14 protein-coding genes are annotated in these 16240 nt (G+C 70.2%); 9 read left to right on the top strand and 5 right to left on the bottom strand.

Annotated features, from left to right (window positions below; genetic code table 11):
- Positions 1-11: 11 nt before the first annotated feature.
- Positions 12-1958, top strand: a complete 1947-nt coding sequence (locus tag ABZ928_RS11025; RefSeq protein ID WP_361516944.1) for an FUSC family protein — start codon at positions 12-14, stop codon at positions 1956-1958.
- Positions 1959-1984: 26 nt separating this feature from the next.
- Here ABZ928_RS11025 and sigJ read toward each other — a convergent pair whose 3' ends face one another.
- Complete coding sequence (gene sigJ, locus ABZ928_RS11030) at positions 1985-2884, bottom strand: RNA polymerase sigma factor SigJ (protein ID WP_361516946.1); 900 nt, start codon at positions 2882-2884, stop codon at positions 1985-1987.
- Between the two features lie 162 nt (positions 2885-3046).
- Here sigJ and ABZ928_RS11035 point away from each other — a divergent pair, with 162 nt between their 5' ends.
- The gene (locus ABZ928_RS11035; protein WP_361516948.1) at positions 3047-4138 is read left to right on the top strand and encodes an LUD domain-containing protein; all 1092 of its coding nucleotides are present in this window, start codon (positions 3047-3049) and stop codon (positions 4136-4138) included.
- Positions 4139-4267: 129 nt separating this feature from the next.
- On the opposite strand, the gene snpA is transcribed toward ABZ928_RS11035, so the two are convergent.
- Entirely contained in the window at positions 4268-4915 is a 648-nt protein-coding gene (gene snpA / locus ABZ928_RS11040) for a snapalysin (RefSeq protein WP_361516950.1), read from the bottom strand.
- Between the two features lie 173 nt (positions 4916-5088).
- Between snpA and ABZ928_RS11045 the strand changes: the two genes are divergently transcribed.
- Complete coding sequence (locus ABZ928_RS11045; RefSeq protein WP_361516952.1) at positions 5089-6015, top strand: LysR family transcriptional regulator; 927 nt, start codon at positions 5089-5091, stop codon at positions 6013-6015.
- A 35-nt stretch (positions 6016-6050) separates the two neighbouring features.
- On the opposite strand, the gene ABZ928_RS11050 is transcribed toward ABZ928_RS11045, so the two are convergent.
- Positions 6051-8138, bottom strand: coding sequence for a PhoX family protein (locus tag ABZ928_RS11050; protein ID WP_361516954.1), 2088 nt, complete (start codon positions 8136-8138; stop codon positions 6051-6053).
- Positions 8139-8443: 305 nt separating this feature from the next.
- Here ABZ928_RS11050 and ABZ928_RS11055 point away from each other — a divergent pair, with 305 nt between their 5' ends.
- The 4 genes from ABZ928_RS11055 (at position 8444) to ABZ928_RS11070 (ending at position 13361) form a co-directional block, all read left to right on the top strand.
- Entirely contained in the window at positions 8444-10375 is a 1932-nt protein-coding gene (locus ABZ928_RS11055; protein ID WP_361516956.1) for a VWA domain-containing protein, read from the top strand.
- Positions 10376-10502: 127 nt separating this feature from the next.
- Positions 10503-12227 (top strand): methionine--tRNA ligase, encoded by a 1725-nt coding sequence (gene metG / locus ABZ928_RS11060; RefSeq protein WP_361516957.1) that lies wholly within the window; start codon positions 10503-10505, stop codon positions 12225-12227.
- Between the two features lie 508 nt (positions 12228-12735).
- On the top strand, positions 12736-12954 hold the full coding sequence (locus tag ABZ928_RS11065; RefSeq protein WP_149823560.1) for a type II toxin-antitoxin system VapB family antitoxin: 219 nt from the start codon (positions 12736-12738) through the stop codon (positions 12952-12954).
- On the top strand, positions 12951-13361 hold the full coding sequence (locus ABZ928_RS11070; protein WP_361516959.1) for a PIN domain nuclease: 411 nt from the start codon (positions 12951-12953) through the stop codon (positions 13359-13361). The genes ABZ928_RS11065 and ABZ928_RS11070 overlap by 4 nt, the downstream gene beginning before the upstream one ends.
- Positions 13362-13387: 26 nt before the next feature.
- Here the strand turns inward: ABZ928_RS11070 and ABZ928_RS11075 are convergent, their stop codons facing one another.
- Positions 13388-13600, bottom strand: coding sequence for a DUF397 domain-containing protein (locus ABZ928_RS11075; RefSeq protein ID WP_361516961.1), 213 nt, complete (start codon positions 13598-13600; stop codon positions 13388-13390).
- Entirely contained in the window at positions 13597-14466 is an 870-nt protein-coding gene (locus tag ABZ928_RS11080) for a helix-turn-helix transcriptional regulator (RefSeq protein WP_361516963.1), read from the bottom strand. The genes ABZ928_RS11075 and ABZ928_RS11080 overlap by 4 nt, the downstream gene beginning before the upstream one ends.
- A gap of 154 nt (positions 14467-14620) precedes the next feature.
- Here ABZ928_RS11080 and ABZ928_RS11085 point away from each other — a divergent pair, with 154 nt between their 5' ends.
- Both ABZ928_RS11085 and ABZ928_RS11090 read left to right on the top strand, forming a co-directional pair.
- Positions 14621-15166: an ATP-binding protein gene (locus tag ABZ928_RS11085; RefSeq protein WP_361516965.1), complete on the top strand. Its 546-nt coding sequence runs from the start codon at positions 14621-14623 to the stop codon at positions 15164-15166.
- A 149-nt stretch (positions 15167-15315) separates the two neighbouring features.
- Positions 15316-16212 (top strand): helix-turn-helix domain-containing protein, encoded by an 897-nt coding sequence (locus ABZ928_RS11090; RefSeq protein WP_361516967.1) that lies wholly within the window; start codon positions 15316-15318, stop codon positions 16210-16212.
- Positions 16213-16240: the final 28 nt, after the last annotated feature.

The raw sequence follows: 16240 nt of genomic DNA on the forward strand, positions 1-16240 counted from the left end.
GTAATAGGCGCATGTCACGCGAGTTCCCCATCGGCCTCACACCCCCCGACTGGCTGGTCCGGAACCTCCAGCCGCAGCAGGCACCCGTCAACTGGGCGGCCGTGGCCCGCGCGGCGATCGCGATGGCGCTGCCGCTGGCGATCGGCCTGGCGGTGGGCGAACCGGCGTACGGCGCTCTCGCCTCGATGGGCGCGCTGTCCGGGGTCATCGGCGACACGGCGGACGCGTACCGCATGCGCATCCTCAACATCGCGATCCCGCAGCTCTTCGGCGCGGTGGGCGTGACACTCGGGTCGCTGGTGTACGGGCACGGGTGGGTGGCGGTGGCGGTGGTCACGGCCGTGGCACTGGTGTCGGGGATGATCTCGACGATCGGCGCGGTCGCCTCCGTCTCCGGCCTGCTGCTCCTGCTCAACTCGGTGGTCGGCGCGGGTCTGCCGATGCCGGGCGCGTGGTGGCTGGCGCCGGTGCTGATGACGGGCGGCGGGCTGCTGGTGCTCGTCCTGGCGCTGCTGGCCTGGCCGCTCAGGTCGGGGGTGCCGGAGCGGGCGGCGGTGGCGGGGACGTACCGCACGGTCGCGGATCTGCTGACGGCGTGCGGCGGCCCGGACTACGACGCGGCCCGGCAGTCCGTCACCCAGTCCCTGAACCAGTCGTACGACCTCGTCCTGGCCCGGCGCGCCCGCCACCACGGCCGCAGCCCCGAACTCACCCGGCTGCTCGCCCAGTTGAACGCGATCACCCCGGTGGTGGAGGCCGCCCCGGCGGCCCATCTCACGGGGAAGCCGCTGCCGCCGGAGGTCCCGAAGGCGGTGGAGCACCTGGCCCAGGCGGTGGAGACCGGCTACACCGGCCCGATAGGGCTCGACCTGCCCGCGCCCCTCACGGAGACGACCCGCGCGGTGGACCACGCCCTGCGCCACGCGGCGGACGTGGTGACGGCCCCCGACATCGACCCCCGGGGCATCGACGACCGCCTGGGCCGCCCGGCCGCCCTGCGCACCCGAGCCGCGCGGGGAGCCCGCAACGTGGCCCTCTCGGCTGCCTCCTGGCGCTACGGACTCCGCCTCGCGCTCTGCATCGGCGTCGCCCAGGTGCTGGTCTCCATCATCCCCGTCCCCCGCTCCTACTGGGTCGCCCTGACCATCACCTTCGTCCTGAAGCCGGACTTCGGCTCGGTCTTCTCCCGGGCACTGCTGCGGGCGGTGGGCACGGTCGCGGGCCTGGTCATCGCGGCGGCGGTCCTGGCGGAGGTGCCGCGCGGCTGGTGGGACGTACCGGTGATGCTGGTCCTGGCCCCGCTGATCCCGGCCCTGACACCACGCGGGTACGGCTACCAGACGGCGGCGATCACCCCGGTGATCCTTCTCCTGTCGGACGTGCTGAACCACCAGGGCACGGGCCTGCTCATGCCCCGCCTGGTGGACTCGCTGATGGGCTGCGGCATCGCGCTGATCGCCGGATACCTCCTCTGGCCGGAGAGCTGGCACACGAGGGTCGGCGACCGGCTCGCGGACGCGGTCTCGGACACCGCGCGCTATGTGGAGTCCGCCTTCGGCACGTTCGGCACGGAGGCCGTGGACCCACCCGCCCGCGCCCGCATGCGCCGCCGCCTCTACCGCGACCTGTCCGTCATCCGTACGGAGTTCCAGCGCGCGCTGACCGAACCGCCGCCCACGGGACGCCGGGCGGCCGCGTGGTGGCCGCTGGTCGTGGCGGTGGAGCGGATCGTGGACGCGACGACCGCGGCCCGGGTCCGGACCAGGCACGGGGCGCCGCTGCCGTCCGAGGCCGAGGTGAAGCAAGTCGTGCTTCAGCTGAGGGAGTTGGCGGAGGGGGTACGAGAGGCGGAGACGCTGTACTCGGTACGAACCGATCTGACGGGGCCGTCGGGGAGCGTGCTGGAGCCGCTGCGGCAGGAGGTGGCGGCGGCGCGGGCGATCGCGTCGCCGCGGTGAGCGACGAAAGCACGACATAACAGCCGTCAGCCGGTCTGCCAGTTCCGCAGCTTCTCCGGGTTCCGCATCGCCCAGATGTGCCGGATCCGGCCGTCCGCGATGTCGAAGGCGAAGACCGTCGAGAGGGCGCCGTCCTGCCAGGACACCAGGCCGGGCAGCCCGTTGACCGCGCACTCCTGGAACGTCGTACGGTCGCCCGACACCCGGGCGATCTCGGCGTACCCGTGGGCGATCCGCTCGGCGCCCACGATCGGCTCCAGGTGGGTGACGACCAGGCCGCCCCCGTCGGCGGTCGCGACCGCGCCGGGGTCGAGCAGGCCGATCAGCGCGTCGATGTCCTTGGCCTCCCACGCCGTCCTGAACTGCCGTACGACATCGGCCTGTTCGTCGCTCGGCCCCGCCGGGGTCCCCGCGGCGCGGACACGGCGGCGGGCGGAGGACGCCAGCTGGCGGCAGGCCGCGGGCGTACGGCCGACGATCTCGGCGACTTCCCCGAACGGGTAGCGGAAGACGTCGTGCAGGACGAACGCGACACGCTCGGCCGGAGTCATCGCGTCGAGGACGACCAGGAAGGCCATCGTCACCGACTCGTCGAGGGTGACCCGGTCGGCCGGGTCGAGCCCCTCCGCGCCGGGCCGCCCGGTGATCCACTCCGTGGGCTCGGGCAGCGGTTCCGGGATCCAGGCACCGACGTACGTCTCCCGCCGGGCCCGCGCCGAGCCGAGCAGATTCAGGCAGATACGGCCCGCGACCGTCATCAGCCAGGCGCCGGGCGACTCGATGGCGTCCCGCTCCCGGTCGGACAGGGCGTACCAGCGGGCGTAGGTCTCCTGCACGACGTCCTCGGCGTCGGCGAGGGAACCGAGGAGCCGGTACCCGAGATTGATCAGCCGACGCCGCTCACTCACGATCGCGCTGGTGGTCATGATCAGCCAGTCTCCCTCGCTCGCCCGCGTGCCTCCATCGGTTATGACAAAGCAGCCCGCCGGAATGTGAGGTGGCGTCGCGGCCTCACATTCGGGAGGGCTGTTCTGTCGTACCGGTGAAGGCGACAACACCAGGCAGCAGGCAGATAAAAGGGGACTTCGATGAACGAATCTCAGGCCGTGAACGACTTTCGGGCCGTCGCCGACCGTGTCGAGATCGAGGCGCTGCGCGGCGAGTTCACCGACGCGGTGATGATGCGGGACCGGCCCCGGCTGGCGGCGCTGTTCACCCCGGACGGTGCCCTGCGGATGCCCAACATCCCCGTCGAGCAGATCGGCCGCGAGGAGATCATCGCCGGGGGCGAGCGGCTTCAGAGCCTGTGGGACTTCTTCGTGCAGAACACCCACCCCGGCACGATCCAGCTCGACGGCGACACCGCGACCGGCCGCGCCTACATCCAGGAACTCGCCCGCACCCTCGACGGCCGCGAGGGCCTCAACTACGCGGTCTACCACGACACTTACCACCGCACCGAGGAGGGCTGGCGGTTCGCCGAGCGGGTGTACGAGGTCAGGTACCTCGACACGTCCCCGCTGGCGGGTACGGCACCGAGTACGGCGCGGCACTCCGAGACCCACCCGGCCGCACCCTTCACGGAACCGGCAACCTCCGCCCAGCTGGAGCGAGTCGCCGCCGCCCTGCGCGCCAACGGCTTCGCCGCCGAGATCCTCGACGACACCGCCGAGGCCCGCACCCGCGTCAAGGAACTCATCCCCGAGGGCGCCGGCGTGCTCACCGGGGCCAGCGAGACACTCCGGCTCTCCGGCATCGACGACGACATCAACGCGAGCGGCCAGTACGACGCCGTCCGGCCCCGCGTCCTGGCCATGGACCGGGCCACCGCCGCCGACGAGATCCGACGGCTCGTCGCCACCCCCGACGTCGTCATCAACAGCGTCGCCGCCGTCACCGAGACCGGCTCCCTCGTCCTCGCCTCCGGCAGCGGCAGCCAGCTCCCCGCGAACTCGGGCGGCGCCGGCCAGGCGATCTGGATCGTCGGCGCCCAGAAGGTCGTCCCCGACCTCCCCACCGCCCTGCGCCGCATCGAGCACCACTGCCTCCCCCTGGAGAACGTCCGCGCCCAAGCCGTCTACGGCGTTCCCAGCGCCATCAACCGCCTCCTCATCCTCAACGCCGAACCCCACCCGGGCCGAGCCACCGTCCTGCTGCTCCGCGAGGCCGTCGGATACTGACTCCGCCGAGCCGGCATCCACGCCGGACACATGGGTGCGGCCGCCCTGTGCAGGAGGGCGGCCGCACCGGTGGGGGGTGGGGGTTCGGTCTTTGGGAGGGGTGGGGTCAGTCCTTGTCGAGGAGGGGGGTCAGTTCTTGTCGAGGGCCTTGTCCATGGCTGCCGCCAGGCCGTTGGCCCACAGCTGGTTCACGCGGGAGCGCTCGGCCGAGTTCGGCTGGGCGTTGGTGCAGGAGGTGCCCGGGCCGCCGCCCGACATCAGCTCGCTGCACGGGCCCGAGTAGTGGTCGGGGAGACCGAGGACGTGGCCCGTTTCATGGGCGGTCACCCGAGTCGAGTTGTACTGCTGGTTCTGCTGGTAGTCCAGGAAGATGTAGCCGCTGCCGTGGCCGTCCGTGGAGGCGTAGGACCCGTTGGGGTCGTTGCCCTCCCGGTAGGAGAAGTCGGCGGAGGAGGCCGAGCCGGACTGGAGTTTCACGTTCGAGACCGCGCTGTTCCATATCCGGGTACTGGCGGCTATCTGCGCGCTGAACGTGGGCGCGCGGGAGGCGTCGTAGACGACCGTGACGGCCGCCGCGCTGCTCGGGTTCGCGGCTCGCTTCTCGGCCACGGACTTCAGGACCGCCTGGAAGAAGGCGTCGGTGGCGTCGGCGGAGGACGTGGAACGGGACGTGTAGCCGACCGCCGGCGCCGCGGAAGCGGGAACCGCCGTGCCCAGGCCGAGCGTTGCGAGACTCAGGCCTACCGCTACCGCCGCTGTCATGAAGGACTTTCGCATCGAAGACTCCTTGGTGGGGGGTGAGTCTTTCGATGCGAGTCTCGGGGTCTGTGCGGCCGCTGTGATGATGGCAACCGGCGATAGGACGGTGCTATCACCGCCCCGATTCGCGTGCGTGGACGCCGATTTGTGCGTCTGGTGAAACGTGTGAGTCCGCTTTAGTCTCCCAGGGCATGGAGCTTGAGGTGAGGCACCTCCGCGCACTGTGCGCCATAGCCGACACCGGCAGTCTGCACCAAGCCGCTCGCCAACTCGGCGTCGCACAGCCCTCGTTGAGCACACAGCTCAGACGGATCGAGCAGGAGCTGGGCGGCGCGCTGTTCAGACGCGAACGCACCGGCTGTCGCCCCACCCCGCTCGGACGGCTCGTCCTGAGCCGCGCCAGACCCCTCGTGACCGAGATGCGCTCCCTCGTCGCCGAGGCACGGGCCGCCGCCGTGGGCGGACCTCAGCTGCGGGTCGGCTCCACCGCGAGCCGCGCCCTCCCCGGCTGGCTGCGCCGGCTCAGAGCCCAGGGCCAGGAACCGACCCTCCGCATGGACGTCTCCCCGAACGCCCTGCTCCGCATGGTCGCCGAAGGACAGCTGGACGTCGTCTTCGTGCACGAGGTGGAGGGCTGCCCGCTGCGCATCCCGGAAGGCCTGCGCCTCCGCGTGCTGGTCGACCGGGAGCCGCAGTTCCTGTCCCTCCCCGCCGACCACCCGGCCACCGCCAAACCCGTCGTCGACCTCGCCGACCTCGCCCACGACCGCTGGATGATCGACCCCACGGTCGACGGCGAATGGGACGCCGTACAGCGCATGTTCCGCACAGCGGGCCTCAACCCCCGTGTCCTGCACGGCGATTACCACACCGCCGCCGCCCTGGTGGCCACCGGCGAGGTCGTCACCGTCTGCCAGCCGTCCTGCCTCCCCCGCCCCGACATGGCCGTACGACGACTGCGCGGCGACCCTCTCGGCGTACGGCTGCTCCTGGCGGCCCGCACGGAGACGAACCTGGACGGGGTCCGTCCCGCGCTGGAGGAGGCGTACTGGGAGGCGGCGCGGCAGGCTCCGGCGTACAGGGAGTGGCTGGAAGAGACGGTCCCAGCCACTCACTGAGCGTGTGGTGAGCGAGTTCTCTGGTGAGCCGGGGCTCAGACGCCGATGTCGTCACCGTCCGTACGCCACACGGCCACCACGGCCGGGCGGACGATCTTGCCGGGGCCGTCGGGCCAGACCGACGCCGGCTGCTCGACCGTGGCGCCGCTGATCTCGCCGGGGTGCTGGACCGCGACGAGAACCCGGCGGTCCTGCACGATCGGCCCGCAGGTCTCGGCGCCGACCGGCATCGTGAGGAACTGCTTCAGCTCACCGCGCCGGCCACCTCGCGTCGCGACGCCGAACAGGCCGTCGTGGTAGCCGAGCTGGGCGCCGTCGGTGGAGATCCACAGGTTGCCGTACGGGTCGAAGGTGACGTTGTCCGGGCAGGAGATCGGGCTGACCTTGTCCTTCGGGAAGCCCGCGAAGTAGGTGGCGGGGTCGTTGGGGTCACCGGCGACGAGGAACAGCGACCACGCGAACTTGGTGCTGTCGGCCCGGTTCCAGCGCTCGGTGAGCTCCAGGATCTGGCCGTGCTTGTTGGCGTTGCGCGGGTTGGCCTCGTCGGCCGGGGCGTTGCTGCCCACGCCGCGGTTGGTGTTGTTGGTGAGGGCGACGTACACCTTGCCGGTGTGCGGGTTGGGCTCGATGTCCTCGGGCCGGTCCATCTTGGTCGCGCCGACCTTGTCACCGGCGAGGCGCGTGAAGACGTACACCTCTTCGGCGGTCATCCCGTCGACGTGCGAGACCGCGCCCTTCGCGGTGGCGGTGGCGAGCGGTATCCACACGCCGCTGCCGTCGAACTCACCGTCGGCGGGCAGCTTGCCGGTGCCGTCGATCTCGATGGCGGGGGAGTCGCCGGTGAGCTTGGCGACGTACAGCGTGCCCTCGTCGAGGAGGGAGAGATTGTGCTCGCGGACGGCCCGGCTGGTGCCCTTCTTCATCCGCTTGCTGCTGACGAACTTGTAGAAGTAGTCGAAGCGCTCGTCGTCACCGGAGTAGACGACGGGCCGCCCGTCGTCGGTGAGCCGGACGGTGGCGCCCTCGTGCTTGAAGCGCCCGATGGCGGTGTGCTTGCGGGGCGTGGAGGTGGGGTCGTAGGGGTCGAACTCGACGACGTACCCGAACCGGTGGGGCTCGTTGGGCTCCTGGGCGACATCGAACCGCTTGTCGAACCGCTCCCACTTGCGCTCGGTGGCCCCGGTCCCGATCCCGTACCGCTTGTCCGTGGCCCGGCTGCTGTTGGCGAAGTACTGGTTGAAGTTCTCCTCGCCGTGCAGGGAGGTGCCCCAGGGGGTCGTACCGCCGGAGCAGTTGTTGAGCGTGCCGAGGACCTTGGTGCCGGTCGGGTCGGCGGAGGTCTTGAGGAGGTCGGACCCGGCGGCGGGCCCGGTGAGCCGGAATTCGGTGGTGGCCGTGATCCGCCGGTTGAGGGGATGCCGGGGTACGAGGGTGAGCTTCCCGTTCTTCCGATTCTCTTCCACGACGACGGCGGACAGCCCATGGGCCGCCCAGGCGATCTCGACCTGCTCGCGGGTGGGGTTGGCGGCGTCGTAACCACGGAACATGAGCACCTCGTCGGTGTACTCGTGGTTGGCGACGAGGAGCTGCTTGCCGTTACCGAGCGGGAGCAGGGTCAGGAAGTCGTTGTTGTACCCGAACTGCCCGGCCTGCGCGGCGGCCGTCTGCTTCTCCGGGTCGAAGGCGGGGGCACCGCGCAGGATGGGCTCGCCCCAGCGGACGACGACGTTCTGGGCGTAGCCGTCGGGGACGGTGACCTGGTCGGCGGTGTTGGGGGCGACGGGGGTGAAGCGGAGACCGCGGGCGGCTTTGCCGGTGCCGGGCTTGTACGAGGCGGAGGTGGCGTCGGCGGTCGCGTCGCTCGCTGCGTGCGCCTGGGGCGCCCCGGCGACGACCCCGGTCCCGGCCGCGGCGGCGACGGTCACGACGGCGGCGGCCTGTACGAGGGTCCGCCGGCTCACGGCACTGGCGATGACATCGCCGACGTACTCGTTGCCGCTGGTGTTGGGCACCTCGTGGAAGCAGGCGTTGCCACACCGGTAGAGGCAGGTCAGGGCGGAGCGGCCGCCCGGGTGCGCGTCGGACGGCGACGAGGTTCTGATCAGCGGCAGCTGCTTGCGCATTTTGTGTTCCCCTTGCTTCCCCATGGACTCCCCTTGAATCCGCGTGACGGACGCTAGGAGCACGTGTGTGCGACAGCGGGGACTCTTGGTGAACTGCCGGTGAATCCGAGGTAGCGGTACGGGAGTTGGCGGGCCGGGGGGTCCGTGGGGCGGGTCCGGGTGCGCGCGATGGCCGGTTGGCGTCCTTGACGTGAGGCGGGTCCTGTGTCCGCCCCTGCCCAAGATCACCATCTGGGGCCGCTAACCTTACGTGTCCGTCCTGGCCAGGGATTTACGGGCATCAACTCATGCGAAGGGTTGCGCACATGGGCATTCTCACTCTCCTGCGGAACGCGTTCGGCCGGTCACGCAAGGGGCTTACCGCCGAGGCAGAGGGTGCGGAGGGGACGCAGCCGACGACGCCGACGGTGCCTTCGGTGCCGTCCCCGTCGCCCGAGCCAAAGCCGGAGCCGGAGCCGTCCCGGGTTTCGGCGGAGGTCCCGGAACAGCGTCCGGCTTCGACGTCGCTGTCGACCAAAGATGAGCACGATCTGGTCTCGGCGGCCTTCGACAACGTGACGGTGCCGAAGCCGGGTGAGCCGGTGGAGGAGCGGGGGGCTGGCGCCGGGGAGGCTGCGGCTGCGGTGCGTGGCGCGGGGGAGGCTGAGGCGCCGGGCGAGGCTGAGGCGCCGGTCGCCGAGGAGGCTGAGCCGGTTAAGGGTGAGGAGTCCGCGCCGGGGTCGGTGGAGGAGTCCGCGCCGGGGTCGGTGGAGGAGCCGGAGGCGGTTGCCGAGGAGGCAGCGCCGGAGCTCGCCGCCGAGACCGAGGCTGAGACCGAGTCGGTGAAGGCGGAGGAGCCCGAGGCTGAGGCGGTCGTCGAGGAGACGGCGCCCGTCGCGGAGGAGCCTGCGGCTGAGGCGGTCGTCGAGGAGACGGCGCCCGTCGCGGAGGAGCCTGCGGCTGAGGCGGTCGTGGAGGAGACGGCGTCGGCCGAGGTGGAGGAGCCTGAGTCCGCGACCGTCGTGGAGGAGGCTGCGCCCGTCGAGGTGGCCGTGGCCGAAGAGGCGCCCGCCGTTGCGGAGCCGGAGGCCGCGGTCGAGGCCAAGCCCGAGGTCGCTGCCGAGGTCGAGGCCGAGGCGGCAACCGTCGAGCCGGCCACCGCCGAGAAGGTGGAAGCCGAGGAAGAGCCCGTTGCCGAGGCACCGGCCACGGACGAAGCACCGGCCGCCGAAGAGGCGCCCGCCGCCGAGGCCCCCGCCGAGGTAGAGCCCACCCCGGAACCGGCTGCGGAGACGGAGCCCGAGCCGGTCGTCGAGGAGCCCGCCGCCGAGAACGAGTCCGAGCCGGTCGCGGAAACGGAGCCGGAGCCGGAGCCCGCCGTGGCCCAGGAGTCCGAGCCCGCCGCCGAGACCCAGCCGGAGCCCACGCCGGAACCCGCGGCCGAAGTCACCCCTGACCCGGAGCCCGCCACCGAGGTCACCCCCGAGCCGGAGCCGGAGGCGGCGCCCGAACCGATCGCCGCAGCCGCCGACGGCGAGTCCGCCCCGCAGGGGCCACCCGCAGACGACATCGAACCCGTCACGGGTGGTGCGCGTGGGAACACAACCGCCGAAGGCGAAGCCGAGGCGACGTTCGCCAACGACGCCGCCGCCCTCGCCCTCGCAAAGGCCGGCCTCACCACCGCCCGCGCCAGGACCTACCTCGTCCTGGACCGCTCCGCGAGCATGCGCCCGTACTACAAGGACGGCTCAGCCCAGGCGCTCGCCGACCAGACCCTCGCCCTGGCCACCCACCTCACCCCCGACGCGGCGGAGGACCCCTCCGTACACGTCGTCTTCTTCTCCACCGAGGTGGACGGCACCACCGACCTCACCCCCGCCTCCCCCAAGGACGCGATCGACGAGGCCCACGCCGGCCTCGGCCGCATGGGCCGCACCAGCTACCACGCCGCCGTGGAAGCCGTACTGGCCCACTACGACAAGAACGCCACCCCGGGCTCCCCCGCCCTGGTGATCTTCCAGACGGACGGCGCCCCGGACGCGAAGACCCCCGCCACCCAGTCCCTCACCGACGCCGCGAAGACCCACCCCTCCGTCTTCTTCTCCTTCATCGCCTTCGGCGACCACGAGAACAAGGCCTTCGACTACCTCCGCAAACTGAAGACCGACAACACGGCCTTCTTCCACGCGGGCCCCACCCCCAAGGAGCTCACGGACGCGGAGCTCTACGACGGCGTACTGATCGACTGGCGCCCGTAGCCACACCGCACCACCCCGGGCCGCTCGCTTCCCACCCCTCAGGACGGAAAGCGGGCGGCCCACCCATGTCGGATACGATTTCTTGGTTCGCAAAGCATCAAGAAATCCGACCTGGGAGCAGCCCCCGATGGCTCGACACCTCATCACCAGCGCCCTTCCGTACATCAACGGGATCAAGCACCTGGGCAACATGGTGGGGTCCATGCTCCCGGCGGACGTGTACTCCCGGTACCTCCGCCAGCGCGGCCACGACGTCCTCTACATCTGCGCGACCGACGAACACGGCACCCCGGCGGAGCTGGCCGCGAAGGAGGCGGGGCTGAGCGTCGCCGAGTTCTGCGCGCAGGCCCACGACGCCCAGAAGGCGGTCTACGACGGCTTCGCGCTCGCCTTCGACTACTTCGGCCGCAGTTCCTCGCAGCAGAACGTGGAGATCACCCAGCACTTCGCCCGCCGCCTCAACGAGAACGGCTTCATCGAAGAGCGGGCCATCCGCCAGGTGTACTCCCCCACCGACGGCCGCTTCCTCCCGGACCGCTACGTCGAGGGCACCTGCCCCCACTGCGGCTACGACAAGGCCCGCGGCGACCAGTGCGAGAACTGCACCCGCGTCCTGGACCCCACGGACCTGATCAACCCGCGCTCGGCGATCTCGGGAAGCACGGACCTGGAGGTCCGCGAGACCAAGCACCTCTTCCTCCTCCAGTCGAAGCTCCAGCACGAGGTCGAGGAGTGGGTGGCGGCCCACGAGGCCGAGTGGCCCCAGCTCGCCTCCTCCATCGCCCGCAAGTGGCTGACCGAGGGCCTGCACGACCGCGCGATCACCCGCGACCTGGACTGGGGCGTCCCGGTCCCGGCGGACACGTGGCCGGAGCTGGCGGCCGAGGGCAAGGTCTTCTACGTCTGGTTCGACGCCCCGATCGAGTACATCGGCGCGACGAAGGAGTGGTCGGACGAGGACCCGTCGACGCGCGACTGGAAGTCGTGGTGGTACGAGTCGGACAAGGGCGAGAACCCGGTCCGCTACACGGAGTTCATGGCAAAGGACAACGTCCCCTTCCACACGGTGATGTTCCCGGCGACGGAGCTCGGCGTCCGCGAGCCCTGGAAGAAGGTCGACTACGTAAAGGCCTTCAACTGGCTGACGTACTACGGCGGAAAGTTCTCGACTTCCCAGAAGCGAGGCGTCTTCACGGACCAGGCGTTGGAGATCCTCCCGGCCGACTACTGGCGCTATTTCCTCATCGCCAACGCCCCGGAGTCGGACGACTCCTCCTTCACCTGGGAGCACTTCACGGCGACGGTCAACAAGGACCTCGCCGACACCCTCGGCAACTTCGTCAACCGCGTCCTCTCCTTCTCCCGCAAGCGCTTCGGCGACGACGTCCCCGCGGGCGGCGAGCCGGGCGAGGCGGAGACGAAGCTGGGCGAGCAGATCGCCGTACTCCTCGCCGAGTACGAGACCCAGATGGAGTCCCTCCAGTTCCGCAAGGCGGCAGCCGCGCTGCGCGCCCTCTGGTCGGCGGGCAACTCCTACCTGGAGGAGAAGGCCCCCTGGCTGGAGATCAAGACCAACCCGGAGGGCGCGGCCCTCACCCTGCGCACGGCGATGAACCTGATCCACCTCTACTCGGTGGTCTCGGAACCCTTCATCCCGGCCTCCTCGGCCGCCATGCGCCAGGCCTTCACCCTGAAGGACGACACGGCCACCTGGATCACCGAGGCCGACGCCAAGTCCCTCACCGCCGTCCCCGCCGGCACCCCCTTCACCGTCCCCCCGGTCCTGTTCGCCAAGCTCACGGACGAGGACCTGGAGACGTACAAGGAGCGCTTCGGCGGCGAACCGGCGTAACGCGTCAAGCCACGAGGGGCCCGAAACCGACACTCGGTTTCGGGCCCCTGCGCTTTCCGCCGCAGCCCACCCCGCGGCCTGGCACGCCTAGCCTCGATTCGAGTCGTACCCCCACCGGGCCCGGCCGTCCTTGCCCTTGAAGCACTTGGCGGGCCGACCATCCTCCGCTATTCCAAGAGCACCGACAGGAGAGCAGGCGTATCCGAACTGGACACCCGTCTGAACAGTTGAGTCGTCCCCCTCGCTGAGAATGCCTCCAAGGAGCAGCAGCACCAGAAACAACCCGAGTGCGACGGACATGATCCGCGCGGGCAGACCCATGGACGCCCATCGCCGCCTCGCACGCCAAATAGGGCCACGTCGTCTTCCGTTACCGGTCATCGCCACATCCTGAGTGCTCCACGGCGACTTTCCTTCTAGTCGAACACCATGCCGCCCACCGCGCACCAGGACCCGCTTGATATATTGAAGGTGGCAATATATCAAGCAAGACCTCGCGGGAGGTCATATGTCCAGGACGCTGGTCGACATCGACGACGACATGTTGGCCTTCGCCCAGCAGCAACTCGGCACCAAGACGAAACGGGACACCATCAACCGCGCGCTGACGATAGCGGCAGCGATCAGCGCGGACGACCGGGCCCGGGCACTGCGCTGGCTCCAGGAGAACGCCGACGCGTTCCTCGACTTCGACGTCCTCGAAGAACGGGAGCGCTCCGGGCTGTGACCTACCTCGCCGACACCTCCGCCGTCTGGCGGCTGCTGCGCCGCCAGCTCGGCGCACCGTGGCCCGACCGCGTGGCGCGAGGCCTCGTTGCGATCTGCCCGCCGGTCGAGGCCGAGTTGATGCCCGGCCTTAGGGCCGACCGCGACTACGAGCCGTTCTTCACCATGCTCGGCCAGACCTTCGGCTGGGTTCCCGCACTCGACGACCCCTGGCCGAAGATCATCGCCGTACAGAGAGACTTGGTGAGCATCGGGCATCATCGCGGCCCTTCACCCATCGACATCCTGATCGCGCTCACCGCCGAACACCATGGCCTGGCCCTGCTGCACATGGACGACGATTTCGCCGCCGTAGCGAAGGTCAGACCCGGCCTGTCGCTGATCCGGCCACAACCGGCGACCAGCTGACCGAGCCTCCGGTCGCAGTCGAGGGGTCAGCTCCCCGAGGTGTACGCCACGAAGTCCGCCCATGCCTCCGGCGCCAGGGCGAGGCGGGGGCTGGTGTCGCGGTACTTGGAGTCGCGGACGTGGATGGTGGCGGGGGTGGTGGCGACCTCGACACAGGAGTCGCCCTCGGGGCCGTCGCTGTAGCTGCTCTTGAACCACGCCAGCTCGGAAGCGTCACCGGCAGTGGACTTGCGGATCATGTTTCTCCCAGCAGGCGCTCGACGAAGGCCAGCGACTCCCGCGGGGTGAGAGCCATAGCCCTGATGGTGCTGTACCTCAGTTCAAGGATACGAAGGTCTTTCGGTTCAGAGACCGGCCGCCCGTTGAACGCTCCGTCGGAACGGCCCAGCGCCGTACCGTCCTCGAACTTCAGCACCTCGATCTTGCCGCTCAGCCCAGGATGGGCACCGGAATCCGTTGGCATCACCTGGAAGGTGACGTTGCGCAACTGCGCTACCGCCAGCAGGTGTTCAAGCTGCTGACGCCACACCATTGTGCCCCCAACCTGTCGGCGCAGCGTCACCTCTTCCTGCACGAAGCTCAGTAAGGGCGCAGGGGACCGCTCGAAGATCGACTTGCGCGCCATGCGGGCGGCCACCAGCCGCTCAAGTTCCTCTTCCGAGTAGGCGGATTGGGACACCTCGAACAAGGCTCGCGCATGCTCCGGCGTCTGCAACAGGCCATGGACACTGAGCCCGACATACACGCCCATCTCGATCGCCTTGGCCTCCCGCTCCGCCAAGTCCCGCACCTTCTTCGGATACCGAACCTTCTTGACGTCCTCCCAGGCCGCCGAGACAAGCCCATCCGCCCCCAACACCTCGTCGGCCTTGTCCAGATACTCCTGCCGAGGAATCCGCTTCCCGCCCTCGATCTTGTAGACAAGGTCCTCTCCATACCCGACCGCCTTGGCGAACTCGGGCACCCGCATCCCCACCGCCTCCCGCCGCAGCCTCAACTGCCGCCCCACGGTGGCGATGACGGCCACGCCCCAGTCATCGTCCGGGTCCACCTCCCAACCCGGCTCATCTGCCTCGCTCGCGAGCCGTCCCGCCTCCACCGACATCCCGCACCCCTCCGTCGTACGCCCGTGCCGCACCGCCCCTACCCGTACGCACCCTCTGGACAGCCTGGACACGTCTGGACAAGTCCTGGACAGTCGCTCTACGTACCGGCGTGATCACTCCTCACGGTAGGCGCACACCGCCACGCTGAGTGACGTGATTCAGAAACCCGCCGACAACCCAATCCGGAACTTCAGCGTCCTGCTGTCCCCCACGCCACGCGGCGCCCGCCTAGCCCGTCTGCTCGCCACCGAGCAACTGCGCAGCTGGCAGCTCCCGTTGGACCCAGCGGCGAACATCGTCGCCGAACTCGCGAACAACGCGGCAACCCACGGCCGCGTCCCGGGCCGGAACTTCCGGCTCCTGCTCTACGTCGTGGGCGGCACCCTGCGCATCGAGGTCACCGACACACACGGTGACCGGCTGCCGCATCTCCAACCCGCCACCCCCGACAGCGAATCCGGCCGAGGCCTGCCCCTCGTCGCCGCCCTCGCCGACCGCTGGGGAGTGACCCAGGGCCTGCCCCCGCGCAAGACGGTCTGGGCCGAACTCGAACTCACCACCCCAGCACCGGAGTCACCGAAGCCCGACGCCCCGCACTCCGGTCCGACCTGCGCTCCCTATGAACCACCCACTGGGGAGAAAGCACCCCACCAAACCCCACCCCTCCCTCCCGCTGCGCAAACTCACTCCCGCGAGTGAAAATGCCCAACTCAGCTGGATTTGGGACCGGTTGCCTGCCCTACGCTCAGCGCGAGCAACGCGACACAACCGCAAACATGCGACGGCCCCCGCCGGGACTAGCGATCCCAGTGCGGGGGCCTGACCACCGAGGAAGTAGGCGCTTCCTGATGGACACCGAAAACACTAACGCGCCCTCGCGCGCCCAGTCCCGTATCGCGGGCAAAAACCACCCCCACGGGCAACCGCACTCCGGCGTCATCCACGACAACGCCCGCCACACCGAGAACTTCACGGTGATCGGCAACGACCTCATCCAGCACCGCGAGCTCTCTGGTCTCGCCATCGGCCTGGGCTGCTACATCCAGTCGGTGCGACAGGGCACCGCCGTAGACATCAAAACCCTCGCCGACCGCTTCCCCGAAGGCCCCACCCGTATCGCCGCCGCCCTGCGCGAGCTCGAAACCCACGGCTACCTGCGCCGCACCCGCGAGCGCACCCCCACCGGCCGGATCGTCACCCGCACGGTCTCCTGCAACAGGCCAGGACACCGGGCGGCCCCGTCCGAGCCCTCCGACAAGCGGCCCGCCCGACGCGCGTCGACCCCGGACAAGCCACCCCCACGCAAGCGCCTCCCCGCCGTACCCCAGCCCTCACACCCCCACCCCGCCCTCCTCCAGACCGCCATCGACGTCCTCGCCGGCCTCCGCCGCCGCGACCCCCGCTTGCTCCTCTCCGCCACCGACGCCGAACACCTTGCCCCTGGCGTCGCCGCCTGGCTGGAGCGCGACGTCGCCCCCACCGCCGTACGCCACGCCCTGACCGAGAACCTGCCGAACGAACCCCTGATCCGCCCGGCGGCCTTCCTCGCCCACCGCCTGGCCGCCCAGCTCCCGCCCCTGCCTCCAGTCCGGCCCCCGGCCCCGCAGCCGCCTGGCTCCCGGCCCCGCCTCCAGACCTGCGACGGCTGCGAGCGTCCCTTCCGCGCTCCGGAACCCGGCCGCTGCCGCGGCTGTCGAGCCGATCAACGTGAGCGCCATGACAGCACCTCTGACGCCCCCGAGTGATGTATGGAGCATGGGGTACCTTTGTATG

Origin of the sequence: Streptomyces sp. NPDC046909 (genome assembly GCF_040644695.1) — a bacterium.
Lineage (GTDB): Bacteria > Actinomycetota > Actinomycetes > Streptomycetales > Streptomycetaceae > Streptomyces.

Coding starts and splice junctions, on each gene's coding strand:
- ABZ928_RS11025 (WP_361516944.1), top strand. CDS start 12: ATGTCACGCGAGTTCCCCATCGGCCTCACACCCCCCGACTGGCTGGTC.
- sigJ (WP_361516946.1), bottom strand. CDS start 2,884: ATGACCACCAGCGCGATCGTGAGTGAGCGGCGTCGGCTGATCAATCTC.
- ABZ928_RS11035 (WP_361516948.1), top strand. CDS start 3,047: ATGAACGAATCTCAGGCCGTGAACGACTTTCGGGCCGTCGCCGACCGT.
- snpA (WP_361516950.1), bottom strand. CDS start 4,915: ATGCGAAAGTCCTTCATGACAGCGGCGGTAGCGGTAGGCCTGAGTCTC.
- ABZ928_RS11045 (WP_361516952.1), top strand. CDS start 5,089: ATGGAGCTTGAGGTGAGGCACCTCCGCGCACTGTGCGCCATAGCCGAC.
- ABZ928_RS11050 (WP_361516954.1), bottom strand. CDS start 8,138: ATGCGCAAGCAGCTGCCGCTGATCAGAACCTCGTCGCCGTCCGACGCG.
- ABZ928_RS11055 (WP_361516956.1), top strand. CDS start 8,444: ATGGGCATTCTCACTCTCCTGCGGAACGCGTTCGGCCGGTCACGCAAG.
- metG (WP_361516957.1), top strand. CDS start 10,503: ATGGCTCGACACCTCATCACCAGCGCCCTTCCGTACATCAACGGGATC.
- ABZ928_RS11065 (WP_149823560.1), top strand. CDS start 12,736: ATGTCCAGGACGCTGGTCGACATCGACGACGACATGTTGGCCTTCGCC.
- ABZ928_RS11075 (WP_361516961.1), bottom strand. CDS start 13,600: ATGATCCGCAAGTCCACTGCCGGTGACGCTTCCGAGCTGGCGTGGTTC.
- ABZ928_RS11080 (WP_361516963.1), bottom strand. CDS start 14,466: ATGTCGGTGGAGGCGGGACGGCTCGCGAGCGAGGCAGATGAGCCGGGT.
- ABZ928_RS11090 (WP_361516967.1), top strand. CDS start 15,316: ATGGACACCGAAAACACTAACGCGCCCTCGCGCGCCCAGTCCCGTATC.